Origin of the sequence: Halalkalibacter sp. APA_J-10(15) (assembly GCF_023017105.1) — a bacterium.
Classification (GTDB): domain Bacteria; phylum Bacillota; class Bacilli; order Bacillales; family Bacillaceae_D; genus Halalkalibacter.
In genome coordinates, this window is record NZ_JALKEV010000010.1 from 133,390 (window position 1) to 150,982 (window position 17,593).

The window sequence follows — 17,593 nt, forward strand, 5'->3', positions numbered from 1 at the left end:
GTCAAACCTCCAGCGCTGCAAAGATTTGTTCTGCAATCGCTTCGTCGGTTTCGATCATGGTCACGAGTATGTCGACAACGAGAGTCGACGCCCGCATGTAGTTATCGAGAAGATCCTGAAACTTCTCATTCGCCTCTGGATAGACATCCATCGCCTCGATCGCTTCGCCCGCTTCATAGAAGCGAAGGCGACCAAGCTCCTTAATCGCAGGTAAAGCTTCACTTTCAAGCTCGATAATAATATCATCTAGCTGACTGTACACAGACGTGATGACATCCGGATCAACCGTAATACCAACTGATGCTCCACGAGCAGGTAAATGCGCCATCTATTGACCCTCCTTGTATGGGAATTCGAGCTCATCGAATAACACCTTCATCAAATAATATTGACTTGCATAATAATACGTTTTGGTCACCGTATCGACCATGACTAACTGATCTTGTTTCGTAAAAATAAGCCATTGCTGATAATAAGCTAGATTCGTGATCACACGTGGCACTTCATTCAGATGGAAGACTTCTAAGTTCATCATTTCTTCGTTAGGTTCATATTGTTCAAGCTCGATCCGTTCTTTTTCTGGTACTTTTTCTTTAAGAAATGTTCGCTCCTTCTCATCAGGGACTCTTGAAATAACCGGAAGCTTCTCAGCTAGCATTTTTAATACAAATGGTTTGGCCATGACCATTAGTTTATAAGCCTTTTGCTCTTCTACCTCAAGGAGTAGGATCATATCATCCTTTTGCTCTCCTTGAAACGCAAACATCGCATTATGAACGCGGACAAACTTTTTACTATTGTAATAGGTTTGTAGAGTTCGAATGATGACAGCTCCGTTTTTCGTTAACTTTCCTTCCTCTGATAGAATGCCTTTTTCCTTTAAAGCGGCATATGCTTCTTTAAAAGGACCCTCTCCTTTTAATTGATACATCTTCTTATCTGGTAAGCCAAAAAGGGCATGACCGCCAAAGGCTGACGCTAATAAATAGAGCTCAGGAACACGAAATGTATCCGTATCTGTTTCGGTACTCATCATAACCGCTTCACTTTCCTAACAGAAGCATGATGACGGAAATCACTTTTATAGCGATCAATATTTTCCAACGCACGTGTTTGTAACGGAGCCGCTTCTTTTAATTCCGCATGGTATTGTTTAATAATGTCTAAATAGCTCAGAAAGCTATCACGTGCACTCCCTCTCCAATTCGCAGATTGAACAAAGGAATGGAGCGTTTCGCATTTCGAATAAGCTCGATCAATCGATCGTTCTAGCTTTCTCGCCTCTGCTTGTGCTGTTTGTAATCGGCGATCATGAATGATTGTATCCTTTGACATCGGTTCTCCCTCCTATTGGCCATGATTAAGGTTATTTATTCGCTTCTTGTTCCTCGCGAATGGCTTGGTTTCGATAGTATAAATACTGCTCATATGCTTGATTAATCGCGCGCACAAGCTCTGTTCGTTTCTCTTTTTCTTCATTTAAATACTGATTAAACTCATCATTTAAACGACGGCGAGCAGGAGTGAAATCATTTGATGGAATCACATTTTCAGATAAAAAAGGAACAGCGTTACGATAGCTTGAATAGGCAGAATCTGCATCTCTCACTAAGCGGTCATGGTCATCCTTCGCATCCTGTAATCGTTCATAAAGCTTCCAATAGTCATCTCTTTTTTTCTCCGTATCTGATCTAAACCAATTAAACAATCTCCATCACCCCTTTTAATACACCTCTTACCATTTCATTTTTGTCCCAATAAATAGACAGTTTTCCACAAGAATAGATTACCTTATAGACCTTTTTTTAACAAATAGCATATGAACAGATTTATGCAAGTGTTTATAACTGAAACAGAACTTTTGGCACTGCATTCATCCTTCTAGTAAGAAAAATAAACCTATAGTCTCATGTCTCATTATCCGATTCTTCCTATTTTTCTCTATATACCTACTCTATAAATACTTAGAAGGACAATTTAACTATTTTTTTGATACTTTCACATAAACTTTAACAATAGGTATTAACGTATTATTTTCTTCGAAGTATCAGTCCATTCATCATGCTAGTTTTCATTTTTAATTTTTATCAAATCATACACAACAAAACCCACCCCTGTTTTTAGAAACAAGTGAGTGGGTTATTTCGGTATTTAGGGTACTAGTAAATTGTGTATAAAAGTTGCCAAAAGAATTGACTACCTTACCTCGATCCCTTAATATAAGGCTTCCCGATTGCCTTCGGTGCATCAGCGCGACCAACAAAGCCTGCTAATGCAAAAATCGTTAGGACATAAGGAGCAATATGAAGAAACACGGTTGGAACGTTGGCAAACAAGGGGATTTGCTGCCCAGTAATGCTCAGTGCTTGTGCAAGCCCGAAGAACAGAGCCGCCCCTAGCACGCCAAGTGGATGCCACTTCCCGAATATCAAAACGGCTAATGACATAAACCCTTGTCCGACAATCGTATTTGCTGAGAAATTCCCTGATATCGTCACAGCATACACACCTCCGCCTAATCCACCTAATGCCCCGCTTAACATCACTCCAATATAACGCATGCGATTAACTTGAATCCCCATCGTATCCGCTGCCATCGGGTGTTCACCTACAGATCGGAGTCGTAAGCCAAAAGGGGTATGATAAACGACATAGAGGACGACAAATACGAGTGCAATGGCAATAATCGATGTCATATACGCTCTCGAAAAGAATAATGGACCAATGACCGGAATATCGCTTAACCATGGAATATCGAAACGGTATAAGCGATTTTGTATAAAATCAGTTTGCCCCTTTTGATAGAAGAGACGAACGAGAAAGACGCTTAAGCCAATCGCTAAGAAATTCAACGCGACACCACTCACAACTTGGTCAGCCCGAAATTGAATCGAGGCCACCGCATGAAATAAGGAGAATATGGCACCAAATAAAACAGCAACGAGTAAGGCTAGCCACGTTGAAAGTGCGCCGATCCCTATTCGCTCTAACGTTAATGTCATAACAATTGCCGTGAAGGCTCCCATGACCATTAACCCTTCAAGTCCAATATTTACAACACCTGAACGTTCACTAAAAAGCCCGCCAAGTGCTGTTAGCATCAACGGAGCTGCCGCATAAATTGCCGCCGGAATGATTAATGCTAATATTTGCATAACATCCACTTTAAATCTCCTCCTTTTTCACACGGTTAATGATCCAATGAATGAGATAGCTTGAAGCGACAAAGAAAATGATGAGCGCAATAATAATATCTATCAGCTCTGCAGGGATACCTGCTTGTGACTGCATCGTGAGTGCCCCGATTTGCAAGCCTCCAAACAAAAAGGCTGATAAAAATACACCAATAGCGGTATTTGCCCCTAATAAGGCGACCGCAATTCCATCAAAGCCCACACCTGTAAAGCCAGACATAATATTCATATAGCCATATGTCCCTAGTCCTTCCATTGACCCAGCCACGCCTGCAAAGCTACCAGCAATCACCATCGAAAGCGTGATATTCCGTTGAACATTCATACCAGCGTAACGTGATGCATGCTGATTGAAACCCACCGCTCTAAGCTCAAAGCCTTTTGTCGTTCTCCATAAAATAAACCACATAAGCACACATGTTAAGACAGCAACAATAATGCCATAATGCAAGCGAGAATAGTCCGTTAGCTCTTTTAAAAAGATCGAAGCTAAAGATGCACTAGAGGCAATCGTATCCGTTCTCTCTCCAGGGACAATTAAATAAGCGCGGATTAAGTAATTGGCAGTATAGAGAGCAATATAATTCATCATGATCGTCACAATCACTTCATGAACGTGATAGCGTGCCTTTAAAAATCCAGGTATAAACCCCCATGCTGCACCCGCCAAAGCTCCTGCCACTATCGCTATTGGCAAATGGACAACCGCTGGTAAATCAAACACTAGCCCGACATATACGGATGCAAGCCAACCAACGATGAGCTGGCCCTCCACTCCAATATTAAATAAACCTGTTCGAAAGGCGAAAGCGACCGATAATCCAGCTAATATAAGTGGTGTCATCGAACGAATCGTCTCACCGATATAATAGGCATCACTAAAGATCCCCCGCAATAATGCTTGATAGCCGACAAGTGGATTATAGCCACTAATAACCATCACAATGGCTCCGATAACAATACCTAACAGAACGGCAATAACCGGCACCGATAACGACAGTAAACGGGAAGAGGTTAACCACTTATTCATGACTTCGCTCCACCTCTTTCTTTTTTTTGACCTCCTGCCATTAAGAAACCAAGCTCCTGCTCATTCGTTATCTCAGCATCAACTATATCGACAATCTTTCCTTCATATATAACCGCAATTCGATCACTAACATGTAATATTTCATCAAGCTCTAATGACATGAGAAGAACGGCTTTTCCTTTATCTCGCTCCACAATTAACCTGCGATGAATCGCTTCAATCGCCCCAACATCTAAACCGCGAGTTGGCTGTGCCGCGATGAGTAAATCAGGTGAACGATCCACTTCACGGGCAATAATGGCCTTTTGTTGATTCCCACCAGACAAAGCACGAGCTTGTGTATATTCACTTGGCGTTCTAACATCATAATCTTCTATTAGCAGCTTCGCCTTCTTGTAAATGGCTGAATAGTTTAACACGCCTTGCTTCGAGTACGGCTTTCGGTAATACGTTTGTAGAACGATATTTTCTCCAATTGAAAAATCAAGGACAAGTCCGTGCTTATGTCGATCCTCCGGAATATGTCCAACTCCTGATTCCGTTACTTTTCGAACCGGCACATTCGTAATATCGTGCCCATTTAAAGTAATACGCCCTGCTTCAACTTTTCGTAATCCCGTAATGGCTTCAATTAACTCGCTTTGACCGTTTCCATCTACTCCGGCAAGTCCAATAATTTCACCAGCTTTTAACTCCAATGAAAGATTGCTTACAATTTCTAAAGCTCTTGCATCCTTCACAGTTACATTTGAAAGAGATAATACCGTCTCCTTCGGTGTAGCTCGTGTCTTTTCCACAAAAAAGTTCACATCTCGTCCGACCATCATTGCCGCTAACTGATCCGGGTTTGTTTCCTTCACATCGACCGTGCCAATTCCTTTCCCTCTACGTATGACTGTACATCGATCACAGATGGTCATAATCTCCTTGAGCTTATGCGTAATGAGAATAATCGACTTCCCTTCCTGAACGAGCACCTTCATAATCGACATCAATTCCTGAATTTCTTGTGGCGTTAACACAGCAGTCGGTTCATCTAAAATTAAAATATTCGTTCCGCGGTATAACGTCTTCAATATCTCAACACGTTGCTGCATGCCGACTGAAATTGATTCAACCTTGGCATATGGATCAACACGGAGGCCATAACGATTGGAAAGCTCTTGAACATCTTTCGCTGCTTTTTCTAAATGAATACGGCCTGCTTTTTTCGGCTCATGACCGAGTACGATGTTCTCAGTTACCGTAAACGACTCAATCAGCATAAAGTGTTGATGAACCATCCCAATGCCTAATTGATCTGCCACATTCGGATCTGTAATATGTACACGTTCACCTCTTACTCGAATCTCGCCTTTTTCTGGTTGATACAAGCCAAATAAGACGTTCATTAACGTCGATTTACCAGCTCCATTTTCTCCTAACAACGCATGAATCTCACCTTTTTGTACTTGAAGCGTAATATGATCGTTTGCCACAATCCCAGGAAACTCCTTACGAATCCCATTCATTTCAATTACATACTCACCCACATAGCAGCCCCCCTAAAGAAAGAAACTCGACTTTCCTCTAATAAAGCCGTCCGTCTACATTTCCAGAACGGACGACTCCAACAATGAACATTTAATTAAAGTGAATCTACATATTCCTCATATTCGTCATCGGTTTCAGGTACATCGATGTCGCCTTCTAATATGTCTTCAATATAATCTTCAATCTCGTCTAAAGCTTCCCCAGACATATTGTCTGTTGTTGGCGCTATTCCAACAGCCTCATCATCTAACCCATATTCGAGAATTTCGCCGCCAGGAAACTCTCCATTCATTGTCTGTTCAGAAACAAGATAGACGGCACGGTCCACCCGCTTCACCATTGACGTAAGCGTAACGGATTGATCACCTTCATAAATACCTTCCTCATGTTGATCACGATCGACTCCAATGACCCACACGTCTTCACCGTTCCGTACACGGTTGATCGCTTCATTAAATACTCCATAGCCCGTCGCTCCAGCTGCATGATAAATAATGTCAGCTCCTTGGCTATACATCGTATTGGCAATTTGGGCACCAATCGTATCATCATTAAAGCTTTCGGCATATTGAACTGTAATTTCTGCGTCTGGATTAACAGCTTTCACTCCTGCTTTGAATCCGTTTTCAAACTTTTTAATTAACCCGCTTTCAACACCACCAACAAATCCAACACGGTCTGTTTCCGTTTGCAATCCGGCGGCTACCCCAACTAGAAAGGAGCCTTCATGCTCTTTGAACATCACATTTGCAACATTATCAATAGGATCATCATTATCATCTGTTACAACCGAATCGACGATCGCTAATTGAGCATCTTCATTTTGTTCAGCTACGGCTTTAATCGCATCATTCATGAGGAAACCAACCCCCCATGCTAAATCAACATTTTCTCTTACTAAATTACGTATATTCGGCTCAAAATCAGCAATATCACTAGACTGTACATAACGGTATCCTGTCCCTTGTTCCAAGCCAAACTCTTCACCGAATTCCGTTAACCCTTCCCAAGCGGACTGATTAAACGACTTATCGTCAATACCACCAACATCTGTAACCATTCCAACAGTGAAGTCTGTGTCTTCCGCATCACCTTGTTGTTCATCAACTGGCTCATCTCCAGGTGTATCTTCAATCGGCTGTTCATCCCCTCCCGTACCACATCCTGTTACGATCATCAAGCATACAGCTAGAACGCCAACAATATCTAACCCTCTCTTCATTTCATTAACCCCCTATAGTTCTTTAACCATTCTCTTTGTTAGAATGTCGCAAATTGGGGGGGATTATACATTCAGAAAAGCGCAATAGCGTCTTTCTTACAACGTTTTTAAGTTTTTATGAAAGTGGGGTTCTTTCATGAAATTGTGTGCCACCCGCGAATGCGAACCCTTCTAGATCTTCCTCACTCCCCTTCCCTAACTTCTGGGACAATTTAATTTCTGATTTATCAAATAGGGAACCTTCATTCCTCTAAATCGGAAAAAAACAGCTTTCTGAGAAGAAAGTGAAACTCTCATTCCGCTAATTAAGCATAATAATTCCAAAAAGAGCAATAAAATCTGAAATAGCGGAATGAGGAACCGTAACGACATGAAAAAGGGAAATAGATGAGAAATAGAAGAATGAGGAACCGCATACAGCAATGACCTCTGCCCCCGTTTCCATCCAATCGAAAGACTAGAATCGGGGAACCACTTATAAATTCTGATTATGTAAAAAAGAGCGTCCAAAAGGTTTCACCTTTTTGGACACTCTTAAAACAATCCATTTAAAATATATGAATGACTGGTTCTTCATTCGGATTCACAATGACGACACTTTCGACGTTACCTGAAATGGATGTAACTTCAAGTGTTATTTTGTAGCCTTCATCAAAGCGTTCTTGAATTTGATTAGCGGCAAATTGCGTCATCGCAACAATTTCTGCTGTTCCTTGATAACGGATAGGAACTTCAATCGTTAGCTCTTGAATCTGGTTATCTAAATAACGCCCTGTCCCAACTACACCGACATACGTATCAAAAAATCCTTGGATATCATCACTGAAACGTTGAAATTGATCTGCTTCATTACGAACATTATTATTGGCGTCACGTGATGGGAATAAATAATACGTTTCATCAATTCGTTGCCAACGATCAATACCGCTATTTGGGTCTGCTTTCGCCGTTGCGATAAATCGCCCAGGGATAGCTGAGTCACGAGGCTCCTCTTGAAATAGCGCAAACACAATCGGTATATCGGTAAAAGCTCCCTCTTCAAAATTCTCCGAACGGATACGCTCTAACACACGATCGGCTAACTCTTGTCCTTCATTTTCGATCACATCATCTGGAATGTCCGTTTCATAGAAATAAAACAGTCCTTCCTCATCTTCCACTCGAAAATTGTAGACACTATTGAGTGATAAACCAATGACAATTCCACCTAAATTAAATTGCCCATTTGAATTTTCTACTAAATAATTGTGCTCTAATATATGTGATAACACACGAGGCTGATTTTCCTCCTGCGCTTTTAAATCATCTTCATCTCCAAGTGGTGGATTCAAACCAGTAGGATTATCATCTTCATCGTACCTCATCAACCAAGCATTAAGTTGGTTTCGGCGAATAAACTGACCTTCTCGAAAGAAATACTCCTCTGGTTCAAAGTATTCTTGTGCAATTCGTTGTAAACCTATTTCTAACTTGTCTAAATCCAATCGGTTATACACAACTGAATTCCCAAATCCACGTGATTCCCCGTGAAGATAAGCACCATCATATAAGACACTACGATAATAGTTATCCGGCGTTACTAGCTGTGGTACAACCTCTACCATTTGTTCATCCGGATCTGTAACCTCTTCTCTCTCCACTTCTTCATCTTCAGGAAATAATGAAAGACATCCTGACAAAATGATAGCTTGTAGGGCAATCATCAAAAGACCTAACGACTTCTTCATCACCGTTTCCCCCCTCTCCCCTACTCTTTATTATAGATGCTTAAGCATCTGTTCTTCATCCCAAATCTCGATCTGTAATTGTTCTGCCTTTTTCTTTTTCGAGCCTGCCGCTTCACCTGCTATGACAAGATCAGTCTTCTTACTCACGCTTCCTGTAATCTTGCCACCGAGTGCTTCGATTTTTTCCTTCGCTTCATCTCGTGTTAGCTGCTCAAGCTTTCCTGTTAATACAATTGTCTTGCCAGCAAACGGACTATCACTCTGTTCACTATCAACACTTTGTCGTTTAGGCCCTTTATATACAAGATTGACTCCTAATTTTCTTAATTCTTGAAGTAGCTCTAACACTTCTGGCTTTTGGAAATAACGACGAATGGAAGCAGCCATTTTCTCACCAATTTCATTAACCGCCTCTAGCTCTTCTTCGGTAGCTTGAACAAGCTGATCAATCGTTTCAAATTCGATTGCTAATGTCTTAGCCGCCTTTGCCCCAACAAAACGAATACCGAGCCCGAATAACAACCGTTCTAATGAATTTTCTTTTGTTTTTTCGATCGCTTGTAGTAAATTATCAACAGATTTCTCGCCCATTCGCTCAAGCTTCAGCAATGTATCGCGCTCAAGCTTATATAGGTCGGCAACATCACGAACTAACTCATGATCAAATAATTGCACAATAATACGTTCACCAAGACCATCAATATTCATTGCATTTCTAGAAACAAAATGAATAAGCCCTTCCTTGATTTGTGCAGGGCATTGTGGGTTAATGCATCGAAGAGCGACCTCTCCTTCTAATCGAACAAGCTCACTTCCACAATCAGGACAATGAGTTGGCATCGAAAAGTCCTTTTCCGTTCCATCGCGACGCTCTGCTAAGACGTTCACGACTTCAGGAATAATATCTCCGGCCTTTTTAATAACAACAAAATCACCTAGCTTTAAATCCTTCTCACGGATCAAGTCCTCATTATGTAAGGAAGCTCGCTTCACCGTTGTCCCCGCAACCGTTACCGGGGATAATAGAGCTGTCGGTGTCACCACACCTGTCCGACCAACGCTCAGCTCGATATCCTCCAACCTTGTTACGACCTCCTCTGCTGGAAACTTAAATGCCGTTGCCCAACGAGGACTTTTCGCTGTAAAGCCTAGCTTTTCCTGTAAGGCTAATTGATCGACTTTAATGACAATACCATCAATTTCATAAGGAAGATCTGCACGCTTTTCAACCCATTCCTCTGTATAGCGGATGACCTCTTCAATCGTTTCACATCGTTTACTCTCACGATTGACACGGAAACCAAGCTCCTGTAAGTAATCAAGACCTTCACTGTGAGTTTGAATCTCCTTTCCTTCAATCGAACCAATGGCATAAGTAAACATCGACAAATTCCGTTTAGCTGCAAGCTTCGGATCTAGCTGTCGTAATGAACCTGCTGCTGCATTACGAGGATTAGCAAACTTCTCGTCTCCCAATTTTTCCTTCGCTTCATTAAGCTTCTCGAATGAGGGCTTAGGCATGTAGGCTTCACCACGTACTTCAATCGTTACAGCTTCCTTTAGCTTAAGTGGAATCGCAGCGATGGTTTTTAAGTTTTCAGTAATGTCCTCACCTATCGTTCCATCGCCTCTAGTTGCCCCACGAACGAAGCGACCTTGGTCATACTGAAGAGAAATGGCTAGTCCATCAATTTTCAATTCACATGTATAACTAACAGAATCCCCGACCAATTGACGTACTCTACGATCAAAATCAGATAAGTCATCAGCTGAGAACGCATTTCCTAAGCTCAACATCGGAATGCGATGCTCAACTTTTTCAAAATGGGGTAGAGGCTCACCTCCGACACGTACAGTCGGTGAATCCTCCGTACGTAAGTCTGGAAATTCAGTCTCTATTTTTAATAGTTCGTGAAATAATTGATCATATTCAGCGTCAGAAACGAGTGGTTGATCCAACACATAATAATGGTATCCATACTCCTCCACTATTGCTCGTAGCTCTTCCACACGTTTTTTGGCATCCTGTCGCTCCATTCTCCTCGTCCTCTCTATATTTTCGTAATGGGTGCAAACTTAGCAAATAATCGCTTTACACCAGTCGGATTCGGAAACGCAATGTCCAGCTCAAGCGCGTCATCGGTCCCTTTTATACTAACAACGGTACCAACGCCCCACTTTTTATGCTCAGCTTTGTCACCGACACTCCATGAGAATTGGTCTCCACCCGTTGTCGATACGGTTGCTCTTGCCTGTGCTACAGGAGGGCGATTTGTTGGCTTAGGTGTATGTAACCAAGCCGGCTCCTCCTTCACTTCATGCAATGGTTCTATGCAAAGATCTGGGATTTCGGCGATAAATCGCGATGGAGGATTGGTGTTCGTTCGACCATATAATGTCCTCATTCGGGCATTTGTCATATAGAGCTGTTGCTCTGCTCGTGTAATACCTACGTAAGCAAGGCGACGCTCTTCTTCCATTTCATCCTGTTCAAATAGAGAGCGACTATGAGGGAATACCCCTTCCTCCATCCCAATAAGGAAGACTAGCGGAAACTCTAACCCTTTCGCTGAATGAAGCGTCATTAATGTAACTGCCTCTTTTGGTTTTCCTTCGTCTTCTTCATCTAACTGATCAATATCAGCCACTAATGCGAGATCAGTTAAGAAGTTAATGAGCGCTTTATCCTCATTTCGCTTTTCAAATTCATTCGTCACCGTTAGAAACTCGTCAATATTTTCTAACCGACTTTGCGCTTCAATCGTTTGCTCATTCTTCAACATATCACGATACCCTGTACGCTCAAGCAGTTCTTCAACAAGCTCTGTAACGGATAAATATTCTTGCATTTGTACCCAATGACTCACTTGCTCTGAAAAATCCTTTAATTTGTTTGCTGTACGAGCTGGTAATCCCATTTGTTCGACTTCTTGCAGGGCAGCAAACAGTGTTAAGCCTTGGTTGACAGCGTAATCCGCAACTTTATCAACAGTCGTTGCCCCAATCCCACGCTTCGGCACATTAATAACGCGCTGTAAGCTAATATCATCATCAGGGTTAGCAATTAGCCTTAAATAAGCAAGGACATCTTTAATTTCTTTACGATCATAGAATTTAGTGCCGCCGACCATCGTATAATCGATATTTGATTTCACAAAGAATTCCTCAATAACACGAGATTGGGCATTTGTTCGATACAAAATCGCAATATCAGATTCCTTAAAGCCTTTCTCACGTACCGCTTCCCGAATCATCTCGACAACAAACTGAGCCTCTGACTGTTCAGAATCAGCCGCAAAATAGCCAATTTTATTGCCTGCTTCATTATCTGTCCATAGCTTCTTCGGTTTACGGTTACGATTATTTTCAATCACATAATTGGCCGCTTGAAGAATTATTTTACTCGAACGATAATTTTGTTCAAGTAAAATAACGGTTGCGTCAGGGTAATCCTCCTCAAACGATAAAATATTGGCAATATCAGCACCACGCCAGCGATAAATCGACTGATCGGAATCCCCGACGACACAAATATTTTTATAACGATCAGCCAATAGATTCACTAATACATATTGTGCACGATTTGTATCTTGATACTCATCCACATGAATATACTGAAATTTACGTTGGTAAAATTCAAGAACCTCTGGAACAATATGAAATAGCTCAATCGTTTTCATAATAAGATCATCGAAATCAAGCGCATGATTCTTTTGTAATTGCTTTTGATAGTCAATGTAAACATCAGCAGCGGTTTGCTCGAAAGGTCCTTGAGCAACTGCCGCATACTGATCGGGCTTTTTCAGTTCATTCTTGGCACTACTAATCATCCCAAGTATGCTTCTTGCATCAAATTTCTTCGGATCAATGTTTTGCTTCTTTAATATTTGTTTAATGACGGATAACTGATCTGTCGAATCTAAAATAGTAAAGTTACGATTATAGCCGATTCGATCAATATCACGCCGCAAAATACGTACACACATCGAGTGAAAGGTCGACATCCAAATATCTTCAGCAATCGGCCCTACTAATCCTGCAACACGTTCCTTCATTTCTCGTGCTGCTTTGTTCGTAAATGTAATCGCCAGCACACTCCATGGAGCTACTGCCTTCTCACGTATCAAATACGCAATCCGATGCGTTAACACACGTGTTTTCCCACTACCCGCCCCAGCCATTAATAATAACGGGCCCTCCGTATGGGTCACACCCTGCCTTTGTTCCGGGTTTAAACCAGCGAGCATTTTTTCAATGATATTTGTTTGCATATTCCCACCACCAAACGAATGTTCTTATCATTTATCTTAACTCTTTATTCATCCTCAATCAATCATTGTTTCACAGCTTGAACGGTTTTCAGTGCCGCATCTAAATCGTCATAAATGAAATTACCGACAACAATCACATCTGCAGCTTGAGACATTTCCTTAGCTTGTTCAAGCGAACGAATGCCACCACCATAAAAAAGCTTTGTTTCGTTTAACACACTCGCAACTTCCTTCACAAGCGTAGCATCGCCATACCTTCCACTATATTCAACATAAAAAATCGGCATTCTGTAGAGGCTTTCCGCCATTCTCGCATAAGCAACGACATCTTCTGTTGACAGTTGCGCATTCGCTTCTGTTAACCTGCCAACCTTAGACTCTTCATTTAACACACAATACCCTTCAACGACAATTTCATCCCAATTCATAATCGCTCCGTATTCCTTAACAGCTGCATGATGATATCCTGTAATCCATTTAACATGAGGACTATTCAATACCGACGGAATAAAAAAATAATCAAAGCCTGGCGTAATCGCTTCAAGATCAGATACTTCTAACGCACAGGACACGGGGTAACGCCTTACACGTGCTAATAAGTGTAACGTATTATCTAACGTTACACCATCACTCCCACCAATAATAATGCCATCTGTACCTGATTCACATACTTTTTCTAACGCTTCATCTGTTATTTCCTTATTCGGATCAAGCTTAAAAACATGGCGCCACTCCTGATACTCAAGCAAAACATTCAACTCCGTTTCTACTGCATCTAAGCCTTCATTATATCAAATAAGCAAAACGTTGTCGTCTATTATGAAGAAAACGCAAGTAGCATATTTTTGCAAATGTACGGCAAAAAAAAAAGCCAACAAGGCTTTTATTGCAACCTTATTGGCACCCTTATGATCATTCTTATAATTCATCAAATCCATTATCACTTGAAACTTTTGCATATTGTCGTGATTTTTGTTCAAAGAAATCACTTTTTGCCATGTTCACATCTTCATATGCTTTAATCCAACGCATCGTATTCGTGCGATGCTCAGGGTAAATATAATCATAACCAAGCTGCTTCACACGTTTATTTGCGATAAATTTTAAATAGGATTCCATTTCTTCAGGGTTGATCCCTTCTAGCCGGTCACCAATAATGTAACGGAACCAATTGATCTCAAGCTCTGTTGCCTTTTTGAATGCATCTTCAACAAACTGCTTCATTTCCTCATTATCAAGCTCAGGATTTTCCTTCAGCAGCTCTTTGAAAATATTAGCAAATAGGTGAACATGAAGCTGCTCATCTCGATTAATATAATTAATCATCGTTGATGTCGAAACCATTTTCTGGTGACGCGCTAAATTGTAGAAGAAGGCAAAGCCTGAATAGAAATTCAATCCTTCTAAAATTACATCATAGACAATGGATTTCGCTAATGACTCCGGCGTTGGATTACCGACAAACTCCTCATAACCATCTACGATAAATTCATTTCTTTCTCTTAGGACTTCATCCTTCTTCCAATATTCATAGATCTCATCCTGCACAGACTTTGGCACAAGACTTGATAGCACATACGAATAGCTTTGGTTATGGACAACCTCTTGGAATGATAGCACACTCATTAATGCAGCCATACTTGAGTCTGTCAAATAATCAGCTACACGTAACGTATAATCCGTTTGAATACTATCTAAAAAGGCCAGAAGTCCAATAATTTTCTTAAACGCCTCTTGTTCGTCATTGGATAAATTAGGAAACTGCTTCGCGTCATGGGTCATATTAATCTCAAAAGGTGTCCAAAAGTTTGCGAGCATATTTTTATATAATGGGTAAGCCCAAGAAAAGCGTACATCATCCCAGTTTAGAACATTAGAGCTTTCTCCATTAATAATTCCTGTTGATGCATTCGGTGCATAAATATCATATAGCTTTCGTTGCTTCATTGTATCTACCATAACCGCTCTCTCCCCTCTTTAGCTTGAACAACTCTCACAATCTTCAACTGTCGAAGATGTAGATCGAACATAATAAGTCGTCTTCAGCCCTTCCTGCCATGCGAGCATGTGCAATTCAAGTAGGTCTTTCGCGCGAACATTATTCGGAACATAAATATTAAAAGAAATCCCTTGGTCGATATGACGTTGTCTTCTTCCGTTTTGACGAATACTCCATTTTTGATCGATTAGGTGAGCTGCTTTATAGAGCCATGTCGTCTCTGAATTTAACTCAGGTGCTACGACTGGAATACGATAATTCTTCTTCTCCTCCATGTAGAGCTTCGAGAAAATCGGATCAATTGAAGCAGTTGAACCCGCAATAAGAGCCGTCGTTGCATTCGGAGCTACCGCCAATAGGTAACCATTACGGATACCATGCTCTTTTACATCAGCTTGGAGCTCCTGCCATTGTGGAGTATTGTAATCGCGCTTATTGAAATAAGCACCTGTTTCCCATTCAGAGCCTTTGAATTTCGGATAAGCTCCTTTTTCCTTCGCTATTGAAAGGCTTGCCTTTATCGCAGCATAATTGATCTTCTCATAGACACGCTCAACCTCTTGTACTGCTTCCTCTGATTCCCACTTAATACCATTACGTGCTAAATGATGATGCCAGCCATACGTCCCGCCACCAATCGCACGATACGTTTGGTTTGTTAGTTCAGCTTGCTTCACATCAAGCTTATTAATATCAATAACATTATCTAGCATCCGAATTTGGATTGCAATAACACGATCTAAGACGTCATCCTTCAATACATTCGCAATTGATAATGAGCTTAAGTTACAAACAACATAGTCCCCAGGCTTTTTCGTAATACGAATTGTTCCATCCTCAAGCGCTTCTTCTGTGATAACTGTTGAACTCATATTTTGCATAATTTCTGTACATAAATTAGAGCCGTATATCATACCATTATGAGAGTTCGGATTTAAGCGATTCGCTGTATCACGATAGAACATGTACGGTGTTCCTGTTTCAAGCTGCGAAATCATAACTCGTTTCATGATTTCGATGGCTGGAACCTCCTCCTTCGATAGTAACGGATGATTGACACATTGCTCATATCGTTCACGGAAGGACCCGGCACCCTTTTCTTCATCATAATGATCTTCTAACGAGAAGCCCATCACTTCTCTCACTTCATGAGGATCAAACAGATACCAGTTATCACGATTGTCTACCGCCTCCATGAATACATCAGGTACGGAGACTGCCGTAAATAAATCATGTGTTCGTTGGCGCTCATCTCCATTGTTTAGCTTCGCGTCTAAGAATGAAAAGATATCCTTATGCCAAACATCTAAATAAACGGCAATCGCTCCTTGACGTTGACCGAGCTGATCCACACTAACAGCAACGTTATTTAATTGCTTCATCCATGGAATGACACCTGATGAAACCCCTTTGAAGCCACGAATGCTTGAGCCCTTAGCACGAATCTTGCCAAGATATACACCAAGCCCTCCACCGTTTTTACTAACTGTTGCTGCATCGGTACAGCTGTCAAAGATCGAACGCAAGTCATCCTCAACCGTATCAATGAAACAACTCGAAAGCTGACCACCTTTTTTCCCTGCATTCGCAAGGGTCGGTGTTGCAACTGTCATGTATAGATGAGATAGTGCCCAATAACTTTCCTTAACGAGTTCGACACGCTTTTTTACTGGCTCATTGACCATGAGCATCATCGAAATGACCATCCATCTCTCTTGCGGAAGCTCTAATAACGTTCCATCAAAGTCACGAGCTAAATAACGGTCTGCTAAAGTCTTTATGCCAACATACGTAAAGCGCTCGTCTTCTTTCCCTTGAAACGCAGCTTCTAGCTCATGAAGCTCGTCTGTTGTATATGCATTTAATCGTTCATCATAAATCCCTTTTTCAACTAGTTCCTCTATTAATGCTGAAAACTGTGAATACTCATCATCAATTTGGCGTCTTGTTTGTACTTGCTCATATAAACCATTTAAATAACATCTAGCTGCAACATATGTCCAGTCAGGCTGATCCATATCTAGTTCAGTTAGCGCGCTTAATGCACGATTATCCCACGTATCGGTTTCCTTCCACTTGTTAATCCACTGCTCAACATTCAATTGAGGAAATCCAGCTACTAAAGCTTCCTGAAATGATTTCTTTTCAAGAGTTTGATTCATTTCGATACACTCTCCCTTAAACGACACAATTATTTAAATGAGAAAACAACTATTGAAGGTACAAAAAGCGCCCTTCTCACATGTGGGAAGGGCGCGAAACGGCATATGTATTCACCATACATTATGTAGAATAGGCCGTCTCACTTCTTACACCCCGAAGATAGCTGACTTTGGAATACGGCAGGTCTCCTGACTCGTGCTTCGTTCTACTCTGAACCTTCCCATGTAAACTAGCTCATTCTAGCAGCTTACACAGTGGATTTTTCATTTCGTCCACACTTACAGTTGCGGGGGCAGCTCTGGACTTTAACCAGATTCCCTATTAAGTAGTAAATACACCGTCATTCCACAAAAATCAATATATAGTTGCTTAATTCACTTTTTATTACGATATATAGTATATGGTACAGAATACCACTATTATTTGCAAGCATATTTTTTTGAACGTTTTCGTC

The 17,593-nt window shown here is 41.2% G+C and carries 14 protein-coding genes and 1 riboswitch; all 14 genes read right to left on the bottom strand.

Features of this window, described 5'->3' with window-relative positions; all coding sequences use genetic code 11:
* Position 1: 1 nt before the first annotated feature.
* Positions 2-328, bottom strand: coding sequence for a YwqI/YxiC family protein (locus MW695_RS13225; protein ID WP_247105826.1), 327 nt, complete (start codon positions 326-328; stop codon positions 2-4).
* Positions 329-1,033 (bottom strand): DUF5081 family protein, encoded by a 705-nt coding sequence (locus tag MW695_RS13230; protein ID WP_247105827.1) that lies wholly within the window; start codon positions 1,031-1,033, stop codon positions 329-331.
* Positions 1,033-1,335: a hypothetical protein gene (locus MW695_RS13235; RefSeq protein ID WP_247105828.1), complete on the bottom strand. Its 303-nt coding sequence runs from the start codon at positions 1,333-1,335 to the stop codon at positions 1,033-1,035. The genes MW695_RS13230 and MW695_RS13235 overlap by 1 nt, the downstream gene beginning before the upstream one ends.
* A gap of 31 nt (positions 1,336-1,366) precedes the next feature.
* Positions 1,367-1,708, bottom strand: coding sequence for a hypothetical protein (locus MW695_RS13240; protein ID WP_247105829.1), 342 nt, complete (start codon positions 1,706-1,708; stop codon positions 1,367-1,369).
* A 493-nt stretch (positions 1,709-2,201) separates the two neighbouring features.
* Positions 2,202-3,155 carry an ABC transporter permease gene (locus MW695_RS13245; protein WP_252120759.1) on the bottom strand — a complete coding sequence of 318 codons (954 nt, stop codon included), beginning with the start codon at positions 3,153-3,155 and terminating at the stop codon, positions 2,202-2,204.
* A gap of 10 nt (positions 3,156-3,165) precedes the next feature.
* Positions 3,166-4,224 (bottom strand): ABC transporter permease, encoded by a 1,059-nt coding sequence (locus MW695_RS13250; RefSeq protein WP_247105831.1) that lies wholly within the window; start codon positions 4,222-4,224, stop codon positions 3,166-3,168.
* A complete protein-coding gene (locus MW695_RS13255) occupies positions 4,221-5,735 on the bottom strand; it encodes an ABC transporter ATP-binding protein (RefSeq protein WP_247105866.1) in 1,515 nt (504 codons plus the stop codon). The genes MW695_RS13250 and MW695_RS13255 overlap by 4 nt, the downstream gene beginning before the upstream one ends.
* A gap of 116 nt (positions 5,736-5,851) precedes the next feature.
* The gene (locus tag MW695_RS13260) at positions 5,852-6,979 is read right to left on the bottom strand and encodes a BMP family lipoprotein (RefSeq protein WP_247105832.1); all 1,128 of its coding nucleotides are present in this window, start codon (positions 6,977-6,979) and stop codon (positions 5,852-5,854) included.
* Between the two features lie 548 nt (positions 6,980-7,527).
* Positions 7,528-8,706: a CamS family sex pheromone protein gene (locus MW695_RS13265; protein ID WP_247105833.1), complete on the bottom strand. Its 1,179-nt coding sequence runs from the start codon at positions 8,704-8,706 to the stop codon at positions 7,528-7,530.
* 30 nt (positions 8,707-8,736) lie between these two features.
* Positions 8,737-10,743 carry an NAD-dependent DNA ligase LigA gene (gene ligA / locus MW695_RS13270; RefSeq protein ID WP_247105834.1) on the bottom strand — a complete coding sequence of 669 codons (2,007 nt, stop codon included), beginning with the start codon at positions 10,741-10,743 and terminating at the stop codon, positions 8,737-8,739.
* A gap of 14 nt (positions 10,744-10,757) precedes the next feature.
* Positions 10,758-12,977: a DNA helicase PcrA gene (gene pcrA / locus MW695_RS13275; protein WP_247105835.1), complete on the bottom strand. Its 2,220-nt coding sequence runs from the start codon at positions 12,975-12,977 to the stop codon at positions 10,758-10,760.
* Between the two features lie 62 nt (positions 12,978-13,039).
* Positions 13,040-13,726: a heptaprenylglyceryl phosphate synthase gene (gene pcrB, locus MW695_RS13280; RefSeq protein WP_247105836.1), complete on the bottom strand. Its 687-nt coding sequence runs from the start codon at positions 13,724-13,726 to the stop codon at positions 13,040-13,042.
* A gap of 169 nt (positions 13,727-13,895) precedes the next feature.
* On the bottom strand, positions 13,896-14,936 hold the full coding sequence (locus MW695_RS13285; protein WP_247105837.1) for a ribonucleotide-diphosphate reductase subunit beta: 1,041 nt from the start codon (positions 14,934-14,936) through the stop codon (positions 13,896-13,898).
* Between the two features lie 18 nt (positions 14,937-14,954).
* Positions 14,955-17,138: a ribonucleoside-diphosphate reductase subunit alpha gene (locus MW695_RS13290; protein ID WP_247105838.1), complete on the bottom strand. Its 2,184-nt coding sequence runs from the start codon at positions 17,136-17,138 to the stop codon at positions 14,955-14,957.
* Positions 17,139-17,300: 162 nt separating this feature from the next.
* A riboswitch (cobalamin riboswitch) is annotated at positions 17,301-17,496 on the bottom strand.
* Positions 17,497-17,593 lie beyond the last annotated feature (97 nt).

Excerpts from the sequence above, each read along its gene's own strand:
- MW695_RS13260 (WP_247105832.1), bottom strand. The coding sequence starts at position 6,979 with ATGAAGAGAGGGTTAGATATTGTTGGCGTTCTAGCTGTATGCTTGATG.
- MW695_RS13290 (WP_247105838.1), bottom strand. The coding sequence starts at position 17,138 with ATGAATCAAACTCTTGAAAAGAAATCATTTCAGGAAGCTTTAGTAGCT.
- MW695_RS13255 (WP_247105866.1), bottom strand. The coding sequence starts at position 5,735 with ATGAATGGGATTCGTAAGGAGTTTCCTGGGATTGTGGCAAACGATCAT.
- MW695_RS13285 (WP_247105837.1), bottom strand. The coding sequence starts at position 14,936 with ATGGTAGATACAATGAAGCAACGAAAGCTATATGATATTTATGCACCG.
- MW695_RS13265 (WP_247105833.1), bottom strand. The coding sequence starts at position 8,706 with ATGAAGAAGTCGTTAGGTCTTTTGATGATTGCCCTACAAGCTATCATT.
- MW695_RS13235 (WP_247105828.1), bottom strand. The coding sequence starts at position 1,335 with ATGTCAAAGGATACAATCATTCATGATCGCCGATTACAAACAGCACAA.
- MW695_RS13250 (WP_247105831.1), bottom strand. The coding sequence starts at position 4,224 with ATGAATAAGTGGTTAACCTCTTCCCGTTTACTGTCGTTATCGGTGCCG.
- ligA (WP_247105834.1), bottom strand. The coding sequence starts at position 10,743 with ATGGAGCGACAGGATGCCAAAAAACGTGTGGAAGAGCTACGAGCAATA.
- MW695_RS13245 (WP_252120759.1), bottom strand. The coding sequence starts at position 3,155 with ATGCAAATATTAGCATTAATCATTCCGGCGGCAATTTATGCGGCAGCT.
- MW695_RS13230 (WP_247105827.1), bottom strand. The coding sequence starts at position 1,033 with ATGAGTACCGAAACAGATACGGATACATTTCGTGTTCCTGAGCTCTAT.
- pcrA (WP_247105835.1), bottom strand. The coding sequence starts at position 12,977 with ATGCAAACAAATATCATTGAAAAAATGCTCGCTGGTTTAAACCCGGAA.
- MW695_RS13225 (WP_247105826.1), bottom strand. The coding sequence starts at position 328 with ATGGCGCATTTACCTGCTCGTGGAGCATCAGTTGGTATTACGGTTGAT.